The sequence below is a fragment of the Xanthomonas sp. 4461 genome, assembly GCF_024806475.1.
In the GTDB taxonomy this organism is placed as follows: domain Bacteria; phylum Pseudomonadota; class Gammaproteobacteria; order Xanthomonadales; family Xanthomonadaceae; genus Xanthomonas; species Xanthomonas arboricola_F.
In genome coordinates this window covers 562,618-580,582 of record NZ_JANTYV010000002.1, presented here as the reverse complement: position 1 = coordinate 580,582, position 17,965 = coordinate 562,618, and the positions used below count along the sequence as shown (strand labels likewise).

13 protein-coding genes are annotated in these 17,965 nt (G+C 65.3%); 5 read left to right on the top strand and 8 right to left on the bottom strand.

Annotation, left to right across the window (positions count from 1 at the left end; genetic code table 11):
* Nucleotides 1-32 precede the first annotated feature (32 nt).
* From FHY19_RS10235 to FHY19_RS10220, 4 genes are all read right to left on the bottom strand, one after another.
* Entirely contained in the window at nt 33-482 is a 450-nt protein-coding gene (locus FHY19_RS10235; protein ID WP_259165758.1) for a DUF2147 domain-containing protein, read from the bottom strand.
* Nucleotides 483-881: 399 nt separating this feature from the next.
* A complete protein-coding gene (locus tag FHY19_RS10230; protein ID WP_259165756.1) occupies nt 882-4,472 on the bottom strand; it encodes a M1 family aminopeptidase in 3,591 nt (1,196 codons plus the stop codon).
* A gap of 12 nt (nt 4,473-4,484) precedes the next feature.
* Nucleotides 4,485-5,378, bottom strand: coding sequence for an ABC transporter ATP-binding protein (locus tag FHY19_RS10225; protein ID WP_259165740.1), 894 nt, complete (start codon nt 5,376-5,378; stop codon nt 4,485-4,487).
* Between the two features lie 144 nt (nt 5,379-5,522).
* On the bottom strand, nt 5,523-5,912 hold the full coding sequence (locus FHY19_RS10220) for a VOC family protein (protein WP_259165738.1): 390 nt from the start codon (nt 5,910-5,912) through the stop codon (nt 5,523-5,525).
* Between the two features lie 379 nt (nt 5,913-6,291).
* Here FHY19_RS10220 and mmuP point away from each other — a divergent pair, with 379 nt between their 5' ends.
* The gene (mmuP, locus tag FHY19_RS10215) at nt 6,292-7,689 is read left to right on the top strand and encodes an S-methylmethionine permease (RefSeq protein WP_259165736.1); all 1,398 of its coding nucleotides are present in this window, start codon (nt 6,292-6,294) and stop codon (nt 7,687-7,689) included.
* Complete coding sequence (mmuM, locus tag FHY19_RS10210) at nt 7,686-8,648, top strand: homocysteine S-methyltransferase (RefSeq protein WP_259165731.1); 963 nt, start codon at nt 7,686-7,688, stop codon at nt 8,646-8,648. The genes mmuP and mmuM overlap by 4 nt, the downstream gene beginning before the upstream one ends.
* A 195-nt stretch (nt 8,649-8,843) precedes the next feature.
* Here the strand turns inward: mmuM and FHY19_RS10205 are convergent, their stop codons facing one another.
* The 3 genes from FHY19_RS10205 to FHY19_RS10195 form a co-directional block, all read right to left on the bottom strand.
* Nucleotides 8,844-10,793: a DUF885 family protein gene (locus FHY19_RS10205; protein WP_259165719.1), complete on the bottom strand. Its 1,950-nt coding sequence runs from the start codon at nt 10,791-10,793 to the stop codon at nt 8,844-8,846.
* 355 nt (nt 10,794-11,148) lie between these two features.
* A complete protein-coding gene (locus FHY19_RS10200) occupies nt 11,149-11,925 on the bottom strand; it encodes a queuosine precursor transporter (RefSeq protein WP_259153473.1) in 777 nt (258 codons plus the stop codon).
* Nucleotides 11,926-11,930: 5 nt separating this feature from the next.
* Nucleotides 11,931-12,605, bottom strand: a complete 675-nt coding sequence (locus FHY19_RS10195) for a DUF502 domain-containing protein (protein WP_259165718.1) — start codon at nt 12,603-12,605, stop codon at nt 11,931-11,933.
* 447 nt (nt 12,606-13,052) lie between these two features.
* Here FHY19_RS10195 and FHY19_RS10190 point away from each other — a divergent pair, with 447 nt between their 5' ends.
* Nucleotides 13,053-14,414 (top strand): hypothetical protein, encoded by a 1,362-nt coding sequence (locus tag FHY19_RS10190; RefSeq protein WP_259165714.1) that lies wholly within the window; start codon nt 13,053-13,055, stop codon nt 14,412-14,414.
* A 307-nt stretch (nt 14,415-14,721) separates the two neighbouring features.
* On the opposite strand, the gene FHY19_RS10185 is transcribed toward FHY19_RS10190, so the two are convergent.
* Nucleotides 14,722-16,275: an alginate export family protein gene (locus FHY19_RS10185; RefSeq protein WP_259153475.1), complete on the bottom strand. Its 1,554-nt coding sequence runs from the start codon at nt 16,273-16,275 to the stop codon at nt 14,722-14,724.
* 376 nt (nt 16,276-16,651) lie between these two features.
* On the opposite strand from FHY19_RS10185, the gene FHY19_RS10180 reads away from it, so the two are divergent.
* The gene (locus FHY19_RS10180) at nt 16,652-17,014 is read left to right on the top strand and encodes a PadR family transcriptional regulator (protein ID WP_259153476.1); all 363 of its coding nucleotides are present in this window, start codon (nt 16,652-16,654) and stop codon (nt 17,012-17,014) included.
* A complete protein-coding gene (locus FHY19_RS10175) occupies nt 17,011-17,922 on the top strand; it encodes a sensor domain-containing protein (RefSeq protein WP_259153477.1) in 912 nt (303 codons plus the stop codon). The genes FHY19_RS10180 and FHY19_RS10175 overlap by 4 nt, the downstream gene beginning before the upstream one ends.
* Nucleotides 17,923-17,965 lie beyond the last annotated feature (43 nt).

The window sequence follows — 17,965 nt, the reverse complement described above, 5'->3', positions numbered from 1 at the left end:
GGCGCCTGCTTTTACGATTCCCGATTCCCGATTTACTCACGAATCCAGGTCTGAGTGCGGCCCAGCGCTTCGATGCCGACGTAGCCGCGCATCTGCAGCTTCTTGCCGCCTTCGGTCAAGGTGATCTTGGCCTTGTAGGTCTTGCCCTTGGCCGGGTCCAGCACCGAGCCGCCATCCCACACGGCGGTGCCGTCGGCCTTGAGGCCCCACAGGATGGTCATGCCCTTGATCGGCTTGCCCTTCAGCGCGCCATCGCACTTGTCGCAGGTCGGGTTGGGCCCATGGTTGGACTGCAGGATCTCGACCACCTTGCCGCTCAGCGTGCCGTTGGAGGCCTGTTCGATCTGCACCACCGACTTGGGCTTGCCGGTCTCGTCGTCGATGGTCTTCCAGCGGCCCACCGGCGAATCGGACGCCTGGGCCAGCAGCGAGGCGGCGGCCAGCGGCAGGGCCACCATCAGGGTCTTGAAGGTCTTGCGCATGTGTCCCCTCCCAGGGATTGCTGTGGCCGCCGTCGGCGGCCTGATGGCGAATGTATACCGTGGGGTATGGTGCGGGAAAGATGCGCTGCGGGATGCGTTCATGCGCGCGGCTGCGGTGCCGTTGCTGAGCCGCTCCCACTGAAGATGCCAGCTGCGCAGGCTGGCCGCTTCGGGCCGGCGCTAGGTCGGCAAATCCCTCGTGCGACATACGCGTTGTCCGGCATCCGGGAGGAGGACGGGTGAGCGCAGTCCGTTCGCTGCGACTGAGTCGACGACGCGCGCAGGGCTCGTCGTCACGTCGGCCGTCGCGGACTGGTCCGGCTCGCTTTCAGTCGTTGGCCGTGCGCGTCGCCGGTCCTGGCCGACCGCCAATCATCGGCCAGCGAACGCGATTGCCCGCTATTGCAGCGTCACCCGCTTGCGATTGTCGTCCGGCACCCGGTCGATCAGCTTGTTGTCGGGATCGAACCCGGCTTCGATGGGCAGGGCGTCGACGGTCAGGGTAAAGCTGGGCGTGGCGCTGGTGACGTGCTGCCGCTGCAGCGCCAACACCGGCGCCTGCGCGTTCTTGCCGGCCGGCAAACCGTAGATCCCGACTTCGATCCAGTCGTCCATCGGCACCGCATGCTCCTTGCCGCGGCCATCGGCCTGCAACTTGGCCGCCTGCGTCTGCACGGTCACATCGAAGCGTCCATCCGGGCGCTTGTGGGCCTGTGCGCTAACCACGCGATTGTCGTAAAAGGTGATCTTCTCGAACAGGTCGGTGATCATTCCCTGCTGGTCCGGGAGTGCCTCGGCACGAATGGCCTGCAACAGCTCGGCCGAGGTGGTGTAAGGCGGCTGCTGAAACGCGTTGGCCTGCAGGAAACGCTGCAATGCGCGATTGAGCGCCTGCTCGCCGATCTCCTCGCGCAGCCGGTAGAACGCCAGCGACCCTTTGCGGTAGTGGATGTATTGCTGGTTCTCCACCCGGTACAGCGGCAGTTCGTCGATGGTTTCGCCGCCGCGGCCCTCCAGATAGCGGTCCAGTTCGTACTTGAGGAAGCGGCGCATGTGCGCACGCCCGTACTCGCGCTCCATCACCATCAGCGCCGAGTACTGCGCCAGCGATTCGGACAGCACCGTGGCGCCCTGCACATTCGCACCGATCACCTGATGCGCCCACCACTGGTGCGCCACTTCATGCGCGGTGACGTAGAACACGTAGTCGATGTCGTCCTTGTCGCGCAGGTCGGCGATGAAACCGATCGATTCGGAATAAGGAATGGTATTGGCGAACGACTGCGCAAACCCCGCATAGCCCGGAAACTCGATGATGCGCACCTGGTGATGCTGGTACGCAGTGAAATTGGCCTCGTAATAGGCCAGCGATTTCTGCACGCCTTCGATCATGCGTTGCACGTTGTACGGGTGCTTGGGGTCGTAGTAGATCTCGATCGGAATCTTGTTGTAGTAGGCCTTGCGTACCTGCCAGCGCGCCGACAGGTAGGCATAGAAGTTCAGCATCGGGCGATCCATTACATAGCGGAAGCAGCGCCTGCCAGCCTGCCGGAATTGCTTGTGCAGATAGCCCGGCGCCAGCGCGATCTGGTCCGGTGCGGTGCAGATGGTGCTGGCGAAGCTGAGCCAGTCGGCATCGTCGCTGACGTAGGTGTTGGCGCGTGCGGCCTGGTCTTCCAGTTTGGGCATGCGCGTGGGCTCGCCCAGCCCACGCTTGCGGCGGTCGTTGCGGTCGGTGATCTCGGTCTGGCTGTTGTAGCCGAACCAGGGCAAGACCTGGCTGTTGAAGAAGCTGCCGTTGGCGACCAGATCGGTCTGTGCCTGCCCGGCTGTAATGCCATGCGGGTGCTGGTCAACGCGGAAGCGGAACACGCGCTCCTGCCCGGGTTGCAGCGGTGTGTGCAGGCGATAGATGCGGTAACCGGCCGGTACATCGTGCGTGATCAGCGTCTGCCCGCCCAGATCTACCTGCACCAGGCTACGGTCGCCAACGCGGCCTTGCATGCCGATGTGCACGTCGCTGATCGGCGTGGGGTGGGTGTTGCGCACGGTCCAGGTGGCATCGATGACAACCGATTGCGTTTCCGGATGCAGGTCGACATGGTTATCCACGGCAATGATGCGCGGCTGCGGCAGGTTCCGGTACTTGCCGTACTCGCGCTCGTAGCGCGCTTGCAGGTCCAGCTGCTGCTCCGGCGACAGGAAGCTGTTGTAGACGTTGGTGTTCCAGTACAGCCAGCCGCCGACCACTGCGAAGCCGAGCAGGGTGACCGCCAGGGCCGCACCGGTCGGGCTGCGCAGGCGCTGCAACGCCAGCCGCACACGTTGGCGCACCCCGTGGCCAACGCCACGCGGCCAGAACGCCGAAGACAGCAACAGCAGGGCCAGCAGGAACAGGCCCCAATAGCCCTGGAACCACAACTGGCCGGGCAGGAAGTGGCCGTAGCCGTTCATGTCCGAATACGGCGCGTTGGGCCAGCCGCCGAAGGTGTAGAGGTTCTGGGTGTAGTCGAGCATCGACAGCGCCGATTGCCCGATCAGCACCAGCATCAGCAGCGCATAGCCGACGAACTTGTTGTTGCTCAACACCTGCAGCGCCAGCGCCATGCCGCCCATCAGCACATACAGCACCGAGCCAAGCGCCAGCGTCTTGAGATACAGCAGTGGCTCGATGCTGGTATAGCCACGGCCAAGCTGCAGCGCGATCGCGGTCAACGCGCCGGCGAGCTGGAAGCTGGCGATCACCGCCAGCAAGGCCACAAACTTGCCCAGCAGGGGAACCCAGTCCGGCACCGGCATGGCATCGGTGATGCCGTCGATACGGTTGCTGCGCTCCTTCCACACCAGTTCGCCGGCATAGAACAGCACCACGATGATCAGCAGAAAGCTGTAGCTGTTCTGCAGCGCCTGCAGCATCAACGAGGTGACCGGCAGCACGGCGGTACCGTAAAGGCGCGCAGTGAACAGTGCGGTCGGAATGAAATTGGCCAGGCCCAGCATCAGCAGCACCACGAACGGCGCGCTGCGCAGCACGCCGAGCGTATCGAAACGGATCTGGCGCAGCAGTTGCTGAAACGCGGTGGTAGCCGCGAAGGCGGGTGTCACGGTGAGGCGGGTGGTGGTGACGCGCACGCTGGCTGCCGGTGCGCTGGTGGATGCAGCAGGCGCCGCTCCGCGTCGGCGACGCGTGCCGCTACGTTCGGTGCGGAACAGTGCGAAGGTCGCAGCGAACAACAGTCCGCTCATGCCCAGCCATAGGGCGCGATTGGCGAGCAGGTAACCGGTCAACGGAGGAAGCTGCAGGTTGCGTTGTTCGGCCGACCAATAGCGCAATGTCTGCGACAGTGCGCGGATGCCGAGTGGATCGGACAGGGTCGCGAGCCAGACGTTGTCCAGATCGGCCAGCAGCGCACGGCTCACGCCGTACAGCACGAAGAACACGATGACGCCGATATAGACCCACAGGATGCTGCGCGTGGTCACCGCCAGCACTGACAGCAACGCGGTGGTGAATAGCAGGTTGGGCAGCACCAGCACCAGCAGCGACCACAGATAGGGCAACACGGCGACCGGCCCCAACCGCGCCTGGTCGATCCAGGGCATGAACTGCGCCATGAACATGCCCAGCGCGATCACCAGATACATCACCGTGCCGGCGATCAATGCCGCACCGATGCGGCCGACCAGGTAATCGCGGCGGCGCACCGGTGTGGAGAACACCAGCTCGGCGGTGCCCAGGTCGAAGTCGCGCAGCAAGGCGTTGCTGACGAACAGAGTGGTCACCAGCAGGCCGAGCAGGCTGAAAAGGCTCAGCAGCGTGGCGATCACGGTCGGCGCATTGCGCAGCACGTTGCCGATGCCGCCGCCGATCTGCACCGCGTCGCTGGAGAGTGCGGCGAAGGCCAGCAAGGCGTACAGCGCGGCCAGCAACCACAGGAAGGGCGAGCGCAGTTGTTCGCGCAGCTCGAAGCGCAGGAACGCCAGGATCATCGCAGCGCTCCGTCAGGCGGCCAGCGCTTGCTTGCGCAGGCGCTGGAAATAGACATCCTCAAGATCGGGGGCGACCTGCTCGAAGCCGGGCTCCGGGCAATCGGTACTGAACACGTGGATCACCGGGTGGCCGGCGATCAGGCGCGTGGACAACACGGTGAAACGTGCTTCGTAATCGGGCAAGGCCTGCTTGCTGACCTGCTTGCGCCAGACCTGCTGATGCAGCATGTCGATCGCATCGACGGGCCGCCCGGTCAGCAGCACCTGGCCCTTGTTCATGATGGCCATCGTCGGGCACAGGTCGGTGACGTCTTCGACGATATGGGTGGACAGGATCACCACCACGTTCTCGCCGATTTCGGCCAGCAGGTTCAAAAAGCGGTTGCGCTCTTCCGGGTCCAGCCCGGCGGTGGGCTCATCGACGACGACCAGTTGCGGATCGCCCAGCAGCGCCTGCGCGATGCCGAAGCGCTGGCGCATGCCGCCGGAATAGGTGCCGAGCTTGCGCTTGCGCGCATCCCACAGATTGACCTGCTGCAACAGCCGCTCGACCACCTCCTTGCGTTGGCCGCGATCGGTGAGCCCCTTGAGCACGGCGAAGTGATCGAGCATGTCCAGCGCGCTCACCTTCGGGTACACGCCGAAATCCTGCGGCAGATAGCCCAGCCGGCGCCGCAACGCGTCCTTGTCGGCGAGCACGTCGATGCTGCTGCCATCGGCACCGGTCAGGCTGACGCTGCCCGAATCTGGCTCCTGCAGCGTGGCCAGCGTGCGCATCAGCGACGATTTGCCGGCGCCGTTTGGCCCGAGCAGTCCGAACATGCCGCGAGGAATGTCCAGCGTGACGCCTTGCAGCGCATGCACGCCATTGGCATAGGTCTTGGACAACGCACGGATCTGCAGCATGGACGGCTCCTGTGTCCTGGGGTGGTTCGATCTTCACGACGTTGCCGCATCGCCACATCCGCCGGAAGTCACGGCGACGATCGACTACAGCTGTTCGACGTGACCGTGCGGCGGATGTGACCGAGCCCGCCGGCGCCGCTGCGCTCAGCCCACCTCGTACAGCTCCAGCGGCAAGTCGTCCGGGTCGGCGAAGAAGGTGAAGCGGCGGCCGGTGTACTCGTCGATGCGGATGTCCTCGGTGGCCACGCCATGCGCAGCGAGATGCGTCACGGCCGCGTCCAGATCCTCGACACGGAAGGCGAGATGGCGCAGGCCGCGTGCTTCCGGGCGGCTGGGGCGCAGCGGTGCGGCGGGAAACGAGAACAGCTCGATCTGGCCGCCATCGGGCAGTGCCAGGTCCAGCTTCCAGGAAGCGCGCGCCTGCCGGTAATGCTCATCGAGCACCCGCAGGCCCAGGATGTCGCAGTAGAACGTTTTGGAGACCGCGTAGTCGCCGGCGATGATCGCCACGTGGTGGATGCCGGCCAGCTTCATGCCGCGCCTCGCACGCGTTGTGGACGCTGGCGCTGCCCGGTGGCGAGCACGGATGCACGGAGCGTGGCGACAGCGCTCGGGGCTGCGAGACGTGCCGGCAGCCGGGATGCGCTCCAGCGCTGCGTCTGCGCCGCCGTGCGTGTGTGCAGATGATGTGGCATGGCAACAGTCCGGATGAGCAGTCGCGAGGATACCCTCGGTAGCGCCCGGGCGTGTCGTGCAGGCCGGGCCGGGCGCGAAGCATGCGTGGGCCGATCGTGGGCGCGACCTGCCGCATGGCATCCCGCAATACCTGGCTGCGCGTCACGCCTGGCCACTGCATGGCTGTGCTCGCCTGCGCGCGCATGGCAGGATGCGCTGCCACCGATCAGACACGCCGATGCCCGAGCCGTCGTCCAGCGCCGCACCGCAATTCCAGCGCAGCATGCAGGTGCGCCATCTGGTGATGCTCTCGCTGGGCGGGGTCATCGGCACCGGGCTGTTCTTCAACACCGGCTACATCATTGCCAGCACCGGTGCGTTGGGCACGGTGATCGCCTACCTGATCGGTGCGCTGGTGGTGTATCTGGTGATGCAATGCCTGGGCGAACTGGCGGTGGCGATGCCGCAGACCGGTGCCTTCCATGTGTATGCGGCGCGCTACCTTGGCCCGGCCACCGGGTACGTGGTGGCGTGGTTGTACTGGTTGACCTGGACGGTGGCGCTGGGTTCGAGCCTGACCGCTGCGGCGTTCTGCATGCAGTACTGGTTCCCGCACACGCCGGCGTGGCCGTGGTGTCTGCTGTTCTGCGCGCTGATCTTCGGCCTGAACACGGTGTCGGCGCGCTGGTTTGCCGAGGGCGAATTCTGGTTTTCGTTGATCAAGGTGATCACCATCCTGGTGTTCATCGTGCTGGGTGGCGCGGCGGTGATCGGCCTGCTTCCGTTGGCCAATGGCTCGCCCGCGCCCGGGCTGCGCCATCTGCGTGCCGATGGCTGGTTTGCGCAAGGCACGCTGCCGATTCTGATGACGATGGTGGCGGTGAATTTCGCCTTCTCCGGCACCGAATTGATCGGCGTTGCCGCAGGCGAAACCGCGCAGCCGGTGCGTGCGATTCCGCTGGCGATCCGCACCACATTGATACGGTTGGTGGTGTTGTTTGTCGGCACCGTGCTGGTGCTGGCCGCGCTGCTGCCGGCCGAGCAGGCGGCGGTAGACACCAGTCCGTTCGTGCGCGCGTTCGAGTTGCTGGGTATCCCGTATGCGGCCGACACCTTGAATGCGGTGATCCTGACCGCGATCCTGTCGGCGGCCAATTCCGGCCTGTATGCGGCCGCGCGCATGCTGTGGTCGCTGGCCAACGAGGGCACGCTGCCGGCGCGGCTGGCACGCCTGACAAAGCGCGGCATTCCCTTGCCGGCTTTGCTGTTGAGCATGTTGGGCGGCCTATTGGCGCTGCTCACCGGCGTCTACGCGGCCGATACCGTGTTCGTGGCGATTTCGGCAGTATCGGGTTTTGCGGTGGTGGTGGTGTGGCTGAGCATCTGCGCCTCGCACTATTTTTTTCGGCGCCAGTTGTTGCGCGACGGCATCGCAGTAGAGACATTGGCCTATCGCGCGCCGTGGTATCCGTGGACGCCGATCCTGGGCTTTACGCTATGCCTGCTGGCCTGTGTCGGCTTGGCATTCGATCCGCAGCAGCGCATCGCGCTGTGGTGCGGGATCCCGTTCGTGGCACTGTGCTATGGCGCCTATGCACTGACCCGATGGCTCGCAGCCAGGAGACTGCACGTATGACGACACTTCCCCGCCAGCCGCGCGTGGATGCGCCTTTCAGTGCGGCGCTCCAGCACGATGGGTATGTGCTGCTGGATGGCGCGCTTGCCACCGAGCTGGAGCAACGCGGCTGCGATCTCAACGATGCGCTGTGGTCGGCGCGCGTGCTGATGGAGCAACCGGAGCTGATCTATCAGGTGCATCGCGACTACTTCGCTGCCGGCGCGCAGTGCGCGATCACCGCCAGCTACCAGGCCACGCCGCTGGGCTTTGCGGCGTGCGGGCTGGATCTGGCGCAGTCGCAGGCGCTGATCGCGCGCAGCGTGGCACTGGCTGCGCAGGCGCGTGCCGATCATCTGCAGATGCAACCGCAGGACGCGCCGTTATGGGTAGCCGGGTCTGTGGGGCCGTATGGCGCCTATCTGGCCGATGGTTCGGAATACCGCGGCGACTATGCGTTGCCATTGGCGCAATTGATGGACTTCCATCGCCCGCGCATCGCCGCGCTGGCAGCGGCGGGCGTGGATGTGCTGGCCTGCGAGACGCTGCCCTCGGCGAACGAGATCGTGGCGTTACGTCTGCTGCTGGAAGAGTTCCCGCAATTGCATGCGTGGTTCTCCTTCACCTTGCGCGATGCCGACCATCTGAGCGATGGCACGCCGCTGGCGCAGGTGATTCCGGCGCTGGATGCCTGCGTGCAGGTGATCGCGGTGGGGATCAACTGCATCGCGCTGGATCGGGTCACCGCCGCATTGCAGAGCCTGTCGGCGCTGACCGCCTTGCCGCTGGTGGTGTATCCCAACTCCGGCGAGCACTACGATGCTGGCGACAAGCGCTGGCATGCCGGCGATGCGCCGGCCTGCAGCCTGGCAGACCAGCACGCGCAGTGGGTGGCTGCAGGCGCGCGCCTGATCGGCGGCTGCTGCCGCACCACGCCGCGCGACATTGCAGCGCTGGCAGCCGCACGCGTGGCGGGTTGAACGCAGCCGGTAAAGCGGCGGCGTTCATCGCAGGGCAGGGCGTCGGACGGACCGGTCAGCCGCGTGTGTGCCAATGGCAGACGCTGGCGCGGCGTCAGCTAGCCCGCGCCTTGGGCGATGCCCACAGGTGACGCGCCTGGTCCGGAGCGCGTGACCTGCAGTGGCTTGACGACCGTGATGCCGCGCCAGGTCGCCTCACCCTTTTTGCGTTGCGATCCAGCGCTGGATCTTGTCCTGCAGGATCTCCAGCGGCACCGAGCCATCCTTGAGTACTTCGGTATGGAAGGCACGGACGTCGAAGCGCGGCCCCAGCTCGCGCTGCGCCTGCTCGCGCAGCTGCGCGATCTTCATCTCGCCGACCTTGTAGGCCAGCGCCTGGCCGGGGATGGCCATGTAGCGGTCGACTTCGGCTTCGGCATCGGTGCGGCTCATCGCCGAGTTGTCCAGCATGTAGTCGATGGCCTGGGCCCGCGTCCAGCCCTTGCTGTGCAGGCCGGTATCGGCAACCAGCCGGATCGAGCGCCACAATGCGTTTTGCAGGTAGCCGTAATAGTTGTAGGGGTCCTGATACAGCCCCAACTCGCGCCCCAGCGATTCGGCGTACAGCCCCCAGCCCTCGATGTAGGCGGTCTCGCCTCCGAGGCGGCGGAACTTGGGCAGGTCGGTCAGCTGCTGCTGCAGCCCGAGCTGGTAGTGGTGGCCCGGAATCGCTTCGTGCAGGTACAGGCTCTCCGCTTCCCAGGTCTTGCGCGAGGGCAGGTCGGAGGTATTGACGTAGAAGATGCCCGGGGTGCCGCCATTGCTGCCGGAGACGCTGGGACGCATGTACGAGCCGCTGGCAGCCGATTGCGCGCGCTGCGGTTCCACCGCGCGTACTTCCAGCTCCGGAATGCCCTGCAGGGCGAACAGCCGCGGCACTGCGCCTTGCACGCGCCCCTGCAGGCCACGGTAATACCCCAGCAGCTCGGTGTCGCTGCGGAAGCCGAAGCGCTTGTCGGTCTGCATGAACTTGTAGAACTTGGGCAGGTTGCCGCGGAACTTGACCTGCTTGGTCAGCGCGGTGATCTCGCCCTGCAGGCGCGCGACCTCCTCCAGCCCGATCTGGTGGATCTGCCCCGGGCTCAGGTCGGAGGTGGTGCTTTGCCGCACGTCATAGGCGTACCACGCCGCGCCATTGGGCAGCGCGGCCAGGCCGTCGCTGTCGCGGCAGGCGGGCAGGTATTCGGTGGCGATGAAACCGCGCAGGGCGCGATAGGCCGGCAGGATGCGTACTTCGATCAGCCGCTTGTATTCGGCGGTGAGGCGCTGCTTGTCGGCGTCGGGGATGTCGGCCGGCAGGTTGCGGATCGGCCCCCAGAACAGGCTGTCTTCGGCGCTGCGCGCGATGATCGCATCTAGCTGCGGCAACACCTTCTGCATCAGTACCTTGGGCTGCACCACGCCGGCCTGCATGCCGGCGCGCATGTTGGTGATGGCCTGATCGAACAGGTCGGGAATGCCCAGCGCACGCCGCGACCAGTTGTCGTAATCCTTGACCGTCTTGAACGGCTGCGCGCCGGTGCCCGAGCCCAGCACCACCGTAATGCTGGCGATGTTGTAGAACTGGTTGATCGGCAGCATCCAGCTGGGGAACTGCTCGGCTGCCAGGGCGCTGCGCGCATCGCGCACGAAGATCTGGTAGCTGAGCAGGTCCTGCCCGCTCAGACCGTCCGGCCCCAGTGCCTCGGCCTTGCCCAGCCACAGCACGGTGAAATCGTGCGACTGCTGGCGGAACGCCGGCGACAGGAAGTTGGGCAGCTGGTCGTTGTAGCGGGTCTCGCCCTGGAAGGTGGCCTGCAGCGGGTTGAGCTTGAGCGAAGCGTCCCAGTACTGGTCGTAGAGCAGGTTGAGTTGCTGCGCCTTGGTCAGCACCACCGGCGCGGCCACTGCGCGCGGCCTGGCCTTGGCTGCCTTGCTGCCTTTGGCCGTCTTGGAGGCCTTGGCCGCCGGCTTGGTGGTCTTCTTGCCTTTGCTCGCCTTCGCGCGCGTCTGCGTGGTCTGTGCCTTGGCGGTCTTCTTCTTGGCCGCATCGGCGGGCGCTGCCACTGACAGGCTCAACACGGCGGCGAGGGCCAGCGACAGCAGGCGGGAAAAGCTGAGGGGCATTACCGGCTCCGGAAACAAGCGAGCGGGGAGCTTGCCCGATCCGCACCGTTACGGCCAGCCGTGCGGCGCATGCGGCGTACATGCAATTCAGATGCGGCACGGGCAGGGGAGGGGGCCTGGCTGCAATGGTGCGCTGCGATAACCCGCCGCGCAGCGTGCTGCCATGGGCGCTGCCGGCCTCGGTCAGGCACCGTGTGGGCACCGCGCCGTTTCAGGAGCAGCCAACAAAACGCCTGTGCTCATCGCCAGACGGGCGCGGCCGGTACTCGGCCCCATGGAGGCCACGCGGGTACCCCGATGCCGAGTGCGCCGTCGGCCCCAGCCGACGATTGCGCGCTACGTTTGGTGGCCGCTCTTAGTCGGCAGCGGCTTCTTCGCGCAACTGCTCGGCGCGTTCGGCACCCAGATACGCGCTGATGGCGCGGCGCGCGAGGTATAGCAGCGGAATCAAGGCGATCGCAAAACCCATCTTGTAGATGTAGTTGAGTGTGCTCACCGCCAGGAACTGGTCGGTGGACCAATGCTGCGGGCCAAGCACGAAGGCGATGTAGATCACCACGAAGCTGTCCACCAACTGCGATACTGCGGTAGAGCCGGTGGCACGCAGCCAGACGTGTTTTTCGCCGGTGACCTTGCGGATGCGATGGAACACCGACACGTCGATCAACTGGCCGAACAGGAAGGCCACCAGCGAGCCGCCGATCGTCCACAATCCCTGCCCGAACACCGCCGCGAATGCGGCCTGGTAATCCGGCACGCCCTGGCTCTGCGCCGCGGTCACCCACCAGCCTGCCGGCGCTAATGCGATGGCGGCAAACGCGAACACGAAGCCGTAGCCGATCAGCGCAACCGCCACCCACGAGATGAAACGCACCCCGCGGCTGCCGAAGAACTCGTTGATGGTGTCGGTCATGATGAACACCACCGGCCACAACAAGGTGCCGGCGGTGAAACTGAGCGAACCGGTCTGGCCGAACAGGTTCCAGTTCAGCGGCGCGATGCCGAGGGTGTCTTCCAGTGCGAAGATCTTGACGCCGATGAACTCGGCCAGGGCCGCGTTGACGCAGAAGAATGCCGCCAAGGCAATGAACAGGCGGACCGCACGATCGTCGAGGGTACGCGTGTGTGTCATGGGCTTCAGCGATCCGCAGTACGGGTGAAGGGAACCGACTCCGGCGCAACCGCGCCACCGGAAATGATGAAACTCATCGCCTGGTCCACGCTCCAGTCGGTGGGCGTGAGCAGTTCGACCGGCACGATTTCCAGATAGCCGGAGGTGGGGTTGGGCGTGGTCGGCACATACACCGCCGCCAGCTCACGGCCGGTGCCTTGCTCCTTGATCACACGCGTGACCAGGCCGACCGACTTCATGTCGCGATGCGGGAAGTCGATCAGCACCACGCGCTGCGTGCTACCGGGCTGGGTCTGCAGGATGTCGAGCAGTTTGCGCGCGCTGTCGTAGACCACGCTGGCCAGCGGGATACGCCGCATGATCGCCTCGAACCAGCGCAGCAGGCGCTGGCCGATCACCCGCCGGCTCAGGATGCCGACGAACAGGATCGCCCCCACTGTGGCGATCAGTGCGATGGTGTTCTGCACCCACAGCGCCTTGATCCAGCCCAGGTAATCGGGAAACGAGGCCGCGATGCGCTCGGACAATGGCACCACCCACGGGCTGCTGATGCCAGAGAGCAGTGAAAAGACGAATTTCACCACCACCCATGTCAGCCAGACCGGCAGCAGGGTCAGCAACCCGGTCAGAAACACGCGTTGCAGGGAAGGGCGGGGATGCGGAGTGGGGGATTCGGACATCTGCGTAGTGTAGGCATTCGGCCGCGTCCGGTGCAGGTGGGGCGGGGATTCGGGATTGGGCATTGGGGATTGGTAAAAGATGCACTGCTGCGTGCTGAAAGGTGACCAACACGTAGTGACACGTTGCGTGCGCAAGGCAACAGCAGCTCGCTTCCTCATCCCACCAGGAAGAGGGGCGCACGGCGCTGGATGCGCCTATGGCAGCCGCGACTGCCTGGGCGACTGAGCTAGATAGCGCCGTGCTCAAGCGAAACATGGCTTTTGGAAGGTGAGCAGTGCCGTGGTGCCTTGGCTTGGCGAGGCGCGGTCGTCCGTCGAACGGCTGCCGATGCTTTTTGCATCCTGAAATATCTCGCCCAAGGGGGGGGCGATGCGCGTTCGCTCGGGTTGTCGTTTGCGCATGCTCTCGCACTAAGATGTGCCCTCTCCAGGGAAGGTTGAATGCGCATGCTTGGCAGATTCCTCAAGTCGGCTTTGTTGGGAGTCTGCATCCTGCTGGCAGCGTTGGTGGCGCTGTATGCAGTTTCCAGGCGCTGGCCGATTCCCGAGCCGCAACGCCAGGCGCTGGCGCAGCTGCGGCAACCGCCGCCGCCGTTGCGCGGAACCAACATGTTCGTCGCGCTCTGGTCGCTGTCCTACGCCATGCCCGAGGCGCAGCGAGAGAGCCTGCTGGCCGAGGATGTGGAACGGTTCAACCGCTTGCCGGCAGGTACTCCCTTTCAGAGTGCTTTGGCGCATGTCCCGGGCCCGCCGCGCTGGCCATCGTCTGCCCCTGCGCTATGCAGCGCCAGCGCCGGCGGCTGCCTGGAGCGCGTGCGCCAGCAGCCGCAGGCCTATGCCGATGCGCTGGCCGCCCAGGCGCCGCTGTTGGCCAGGCTGCGCGCGCTGGCCACGTACGCCGATTACCGCAGCCCGTTCCGCGCAGACATCACTGCACCGCTGCCAGAGTCGCCACGGTTGCCGTTGTCGATGACCGGCAACGCACTGGACTTCGTGCAGGGCCGCACCCTGCAGGCGTTATCGGGTGTCTGCGCCGATGCGCAGACGGCGCGGGTGCTGCTGCGCAGTGGCGATAATCTGATGATGCCGTTGATCGGCGCGGCGATGTTGCGCGCCAATGCGCATCTGTTCGCCGACATGCTGGCCGAACTGCCGGCGCAGCACCCGTTGCCCGCGCAGTGCGCCACTGCCTTTATGCCGCTGGCCGTGGACGACATCGCGCTGTGCAATGCCTTGCACGGTGAGTCGCGTATGGCGTTTTCGCTTCTGCAGGAGAAGGTGCTCACGCAAACAGGCAACATGTCCTGGGAAGAGCGGATGTCGCTGCGCGTGTTCGATCGGGAACGCACCCAAGCCTTGCTCGCACCCACCTATACCTGGGCCTGCAGCGCGCCGGTGCGCACCTTGCTGGCGCAGGATCAGCCGGTGCCGCAAACGCTGATTCCGGCGCCTCAAACGGCATCGGTGGCCTGCGTGGCCAATTTGATGGGCTGCCTGCTGGCAAGTGCGGGGCAGCCGGACTACGCCAATTACCAGCACAAGATGCAGGACGCCGCTGCTGCACTGCGTGCGTTGTCGGCAGTGCAGTGGTTGCGCGATCGCCCGACCGATGCAAGGCCGCTCGCGCAGCGGGTGGCCGACCTCCCACCTGCGCTACGCGGGCAGGCGCGCGCCCTGCAGGCTGGCTCCGACGGCAACAGCCTGCTGCTGCGGCAATACGCAAGACCGGAAGCAAGCGCAGCTGACGACCGCTGGCCGTTGGCGGGCAGTGCGCTTGAGGCAGGGCGCCGGGCGCCGTTGATTCAGTAAGGACAGTGCCTTTTCGATGTGCCCGGCACCGTCAGGCCGACGACGGATGCGGACCGCGTTTGCGTGCAACGCAGCCGATTGCGGCGCGGTCGACCGGCGGAGCAGCGCGACCATCCGTCGCCACAAGTGACCGAAGGCAGCGCTTGTCTGTTGCGTGCAGCGTGCGAAAAATCCCGGGTCATCAAAACGATCAAGGCTGAAAACCAACATGCCGCGTCCTTGCCGGACGCGGCATGTGATCCAACAGCGACTGGTTTAGAAACGCACGCACACCGGGTCGGTACATTGCAGCGCCGACAAACGGCGTTTAGAACCGGAAGTTCAACCAGCCCATCACGAAGGTCGAATCGCCGTAACCGGCCTTCTCCAGTGCGGGCCCTGCCATCAGATGCTCGGCGCGGAAGGTCACCGACCAGTTCGGATCGATATTCCACGTCGCGTTGATGCGCGGCATGGTGCCGATGCGGCGCTCGCCGGTGCCCTGGGTGCGTGCATAGGCGCGCGCCTGATTGTTGTAGATCGCATCGCTGGTGGTCTGCCGCCACAGGGTTTCCCATTCCAGGTTCACGGTGAGCTTGGAGGTGGGCGAGAAGGTGAACGTCGGGGCGGCGGTGACCAGGTTCACCGGGCCAAAGAACGTGGCCCAGCTGAAGTAGATCGTATTGCCGTACAGGAAGTTGTTGTTGCGCAGCGTGCCGGTGCCGGAGGTGCCGCCGCCGCCGGAGGCGATTTCGCTGTGGAAGCCCAGGCGCGGCTTCCAGCCGTTGTCGCTCAGCGTCCACGCATTGGAGGTGCTGGCCATGTAGGCGCGCAGGTCGCGCCCGCCGAAGCTGCCGCGTTGCACGGTCACGAACGAGTCGGTACGCAGCTTGCCCACGTTGCCCCACAACCGCAGGCCGTAGTAGTTGCGGTTTTCTTCCGCGGTCTGGCGGCCCCACACCTGGTTGTCGTTGCGGAACTGATAGAAGAACGGCTCCAGATACATCGGTTTGGCGGTCGGCAACCGATAGCCGCCCACCACGCCGCGGAAATGCCGCGAGCGGTCGATGCGGTCATCGCCCAGGCCTTCGGTGCCATCCAGGTTGAAATTGAAATCGAATATGTCCACTCGGGTCTTTTCGCCGATCGCCCAGGCGCGTGCGCCGTTGAAGGTCACGAAGATATCGGTGTTGTCGCGCAGTGCCATCAAGGTGGTGGGGCCGTCGACGAACACCTGGCGGCCGACCCGCAGGCCGGTGTCGGCGCCGCCGATGTTGCCCTTCACGTCGAAGAACACCTGCTGCAGGATCGCGTTGTTTTCCTGGGTACCGGTCTTGGCGCCCTCGTTGCGCCCATCCAGGCTGCCGTGCGCCAGTTCCGTGTACAGACGGAAGTGCTCGCCCACGTGCAGGTCCGCACCGAAGAACGCGCGCAACAGGTATTGCTGCTGCGAGTGGCTGCCGGGAATCAGCCCCGGGTTGGTGATGGTGTTGCTGCGCACGCGCAGCTCGTTGCTGAGCGAAACGTAGACATCGCCGTCTTCGCTGAGCGGGATGTACTTGAGCGGATCGAACAGGCTCTTGCGCTTGGATGGGTCCTTCAGATACGACCAGTCCTCCGCCCAGCGCACCTGCCACATGTTGCCGCCCTGCTTGGCGCCCCAGCCCTGCGCCTCGAGCGGGTAGCCCTTGGCGGTGGCGGGTGCGGCGGTGACCGGCGGCTTGGCAGGCTCCGGCTGGGTCTGTTCGGCATTGGCTGGCGCAGGCTGTGTCTGCGCAAAGCCCAGCACCGGCAGCGCCAACCCGATCGCAAGGCACAGGCGCCGGGTGGCTCCAAAGGAAGTTTCAGCCATGGCCGGCTGCGCCAAGCGTGTCAATTGCATCGTATTGCCCCGTCGAAAGTGAAAAACCCCTGAGCGAAACTTATCGGCACGGGGGACGTCGACTGTAGTTAAGCCGTGCCAGAAAGGCAGTAACCCAAAGGTTCTAAGCTCATGAACGCACTGGGGTTTGCACAGGCGAGCGCGAGTGGGGCGGGGAGTGGGGATTGGGCATTGTGGGTTGGCAACGGCGGCGCTGGGGTCTGCGGTGGACCGCATTGCGATGCCGACGATTGCCCAAGCGAGCCGGCGGCCCCGCCTTTGTTTTTGCTTTCGCGAATCCCCAATGCCGACTCCCCCATCACCGTCCATGACTACCGGCACATTCGCTATAGCTAGGTTCTACATAGTATGAGCTTCGACCTAGCGGAGATGACCGATGAGCGAGCCGGATGTCTACCTGCGCAAATTCCAGAAGGAGCTGAGTGCAGGCACCGTGTCGCTGGCCTTGCTGGCGGTGCTGGCCCAGGCCGAAGAACCGCTGTACGGCTATTTGATCGCCAAGCGGCTTGAGCGGCTGGAGGGAGTGCTCAGCGGCAAACAGAGCGCCTTGTATCCGGTGTTGCGCAATCTGGAAGGGGCGGGGCTGTTGCACAGCCATATCGAGCCGTCCGCATCGGGACCGCCGCGACGCTACTACCGCATTACCGACAGCGGGCATGACTGCCTGCGCCAATGGATCGCCGCCTGGCGCGCCACCCGTGATTCCGTTGATTCCGTGCTGGAGGGGACCCACTCATGATGACGATCGCACAAACACGTCCGTTGCCGACCACCATTGCCGATTACCTGACGCAACTGCGGCAGGCGCTGGCCGGTGCCGACCCGGCGATGGTCCAGGATGCGCTTTACGACGCCGAAGAATATCTGCGCGCCGAGCTTGCCGAACACCGTGACAAGAGCGAAGCGGAGGTCATCGCAGGCGTCGCCGGCAGCTATGGCGCGCCGGATGAGGTAGCCGAGATCTATCGCGAAACCGAAGTTACCGTCAGCCGTGCGCTGCGCCCGCCGCTGCCGCCTCGCCGTGCCTCATGGATCGGCAAGTTCTTCGGTGTGGCCGCCGACCCGCGCACCTACGGCGCGCTGTTCTACATGTTGCTGTCGCTGTTGACCGGCATCTTCTATTTCACCTGGGTGGTTGCCGGGGGCAGCCTGTCGTTGGGCCTGTTGATCCTGATCATCGGCGTGCCGCTGCTGGTGCTGTTCTTCGGCTCGGTGCGGATGCTGTCGCTGGTGGAAGGGCGCGTGGTGGAGACCTTGCTGGGGGTGCGCATGCCGCGCCGGCCGTCCCATCCGGGCCTGCAGGGCGGCTGGCTGCAGCGGATCGGCGAGATGTTCACCGACCTGCGCACCTGGAGCACCATGCTGTACTTCCTGCTGATGCTGCCGCTGGGCATCGTGTACTTCACGGTATTCGTCACGCTGCTGGCGATTTCGCTGGGGTTCGTCGTCGCGCCCGTGCTGTCACTGTTCGACTCCGGCGTGGTGATGACCTTCGGTGGTGTGGATGTCGTCAATGGATGGCTGACGCTGCCGATCTGCGTGCTCGGTGTGCTGCTGCTGTTCGTGACCCTGCACCTGGCGCGTGCGATCGGCGCTGTGCACGGCATGCTGGCCAAGCATCTGCTGGTCAAGAGCGGTGCGATCTGAGTGGATCGATGCAGGCGGTCTCGCTGAGCAGGCCTGCGTCCTC

Bases quoted from the DNA above. Each gene is read 5' to 3' on its own strand.
- FHY19_RS10200 (WP_259153473.1), bottom strand. From the start codon at position 11,925: ATGACACACACGCGTACCCTCGACGATCGTGCGGTCCGCCTGTTCATT.
- FHY19_RS10185 (WP_259153475.1), bottom strand. From the start codon at position 16,275: ATGCAATTGACACGCTTGGCGCAGCCGGCCATGGCTGAAACTTCCTTT.
- FHY19_RS10230 (WP_259165756.1), bottom strand. From the start codon at position 4,472: ATGATCCTGGCGTTCCTGCGCTTCGAGCTGCGCGAACAACTGCGCTCG.
- FHY19_RS10175 (WP_259153477.1), top strand. From the start codon at position 17,011: ATGATGACGATCGCACAAACACGTCCGTTGCCGACCACCATTGCCGAT.
- FHY19_RS10190 (WP_259165714.1), top strand. From the start codon at position 13,053: ATGCTTGGCAGATTCCTCAAGTCGGCTTTGTTGGGAGTCTGCATCCTG.
- mmuP (WP_259165736.1), top strand. From the start codon at position 6,292: ATGCCCGAGCCGTCGTCCAGCGCCGCACCGCAATTCCAGCGCAGCATG.
- mmuM (WP_259165731.1), top strand. From the start codon at position 7,686: ATGACGACACTTCCCCGCCAGCCGCGCGTGGATGCGCCTTTCAGTGCG.
- FHY19_RS10220 (WP_259165738.1), bottom strand. From the start codon at position 5,912: ATGAAGCTGGCCGGCATCCACCACGTGGCGATCATCGCCGGCGACTAC.
- FHY19_RS10205 (WP_259165719.1), bottom strand. From the start codon at position 10,793: ATGCCCCTCAGCTTTTCCCGCCTGCTGTCGCTGGCCCTCGCCGCCGTG.
- FHY19_RS10235 (WP_259165758.1), bottom strand. From the start codon at position 482: ATGCGCAAGACCTTCAAGACCCTGATGGTGGCCCTGCCGCTGGCCGCC.
- FHY19_RS10195 (WP_259165718.1), bottom strand. From the start codon at position 12,605: ATGTCCGAATCCCCCACTCCGCATCCCCGCCCTTCCCTGCAACGCGTG.
- FHY19_RS10180 (WP_259153476.1), top strand. From the start codon at position 16,652: ATGAGCGAGCCGGATGTCTACCTGCGCAAATTCCAGAAGGAGCTGAGT.
- FHY19_RS10225 (WP_259165740.1), bottom strand. From the start codon at position 5,378: ATGCTGCAGATCCGTGCGTTGTCCAAGACCTATGCCAATGGCGTGCAT.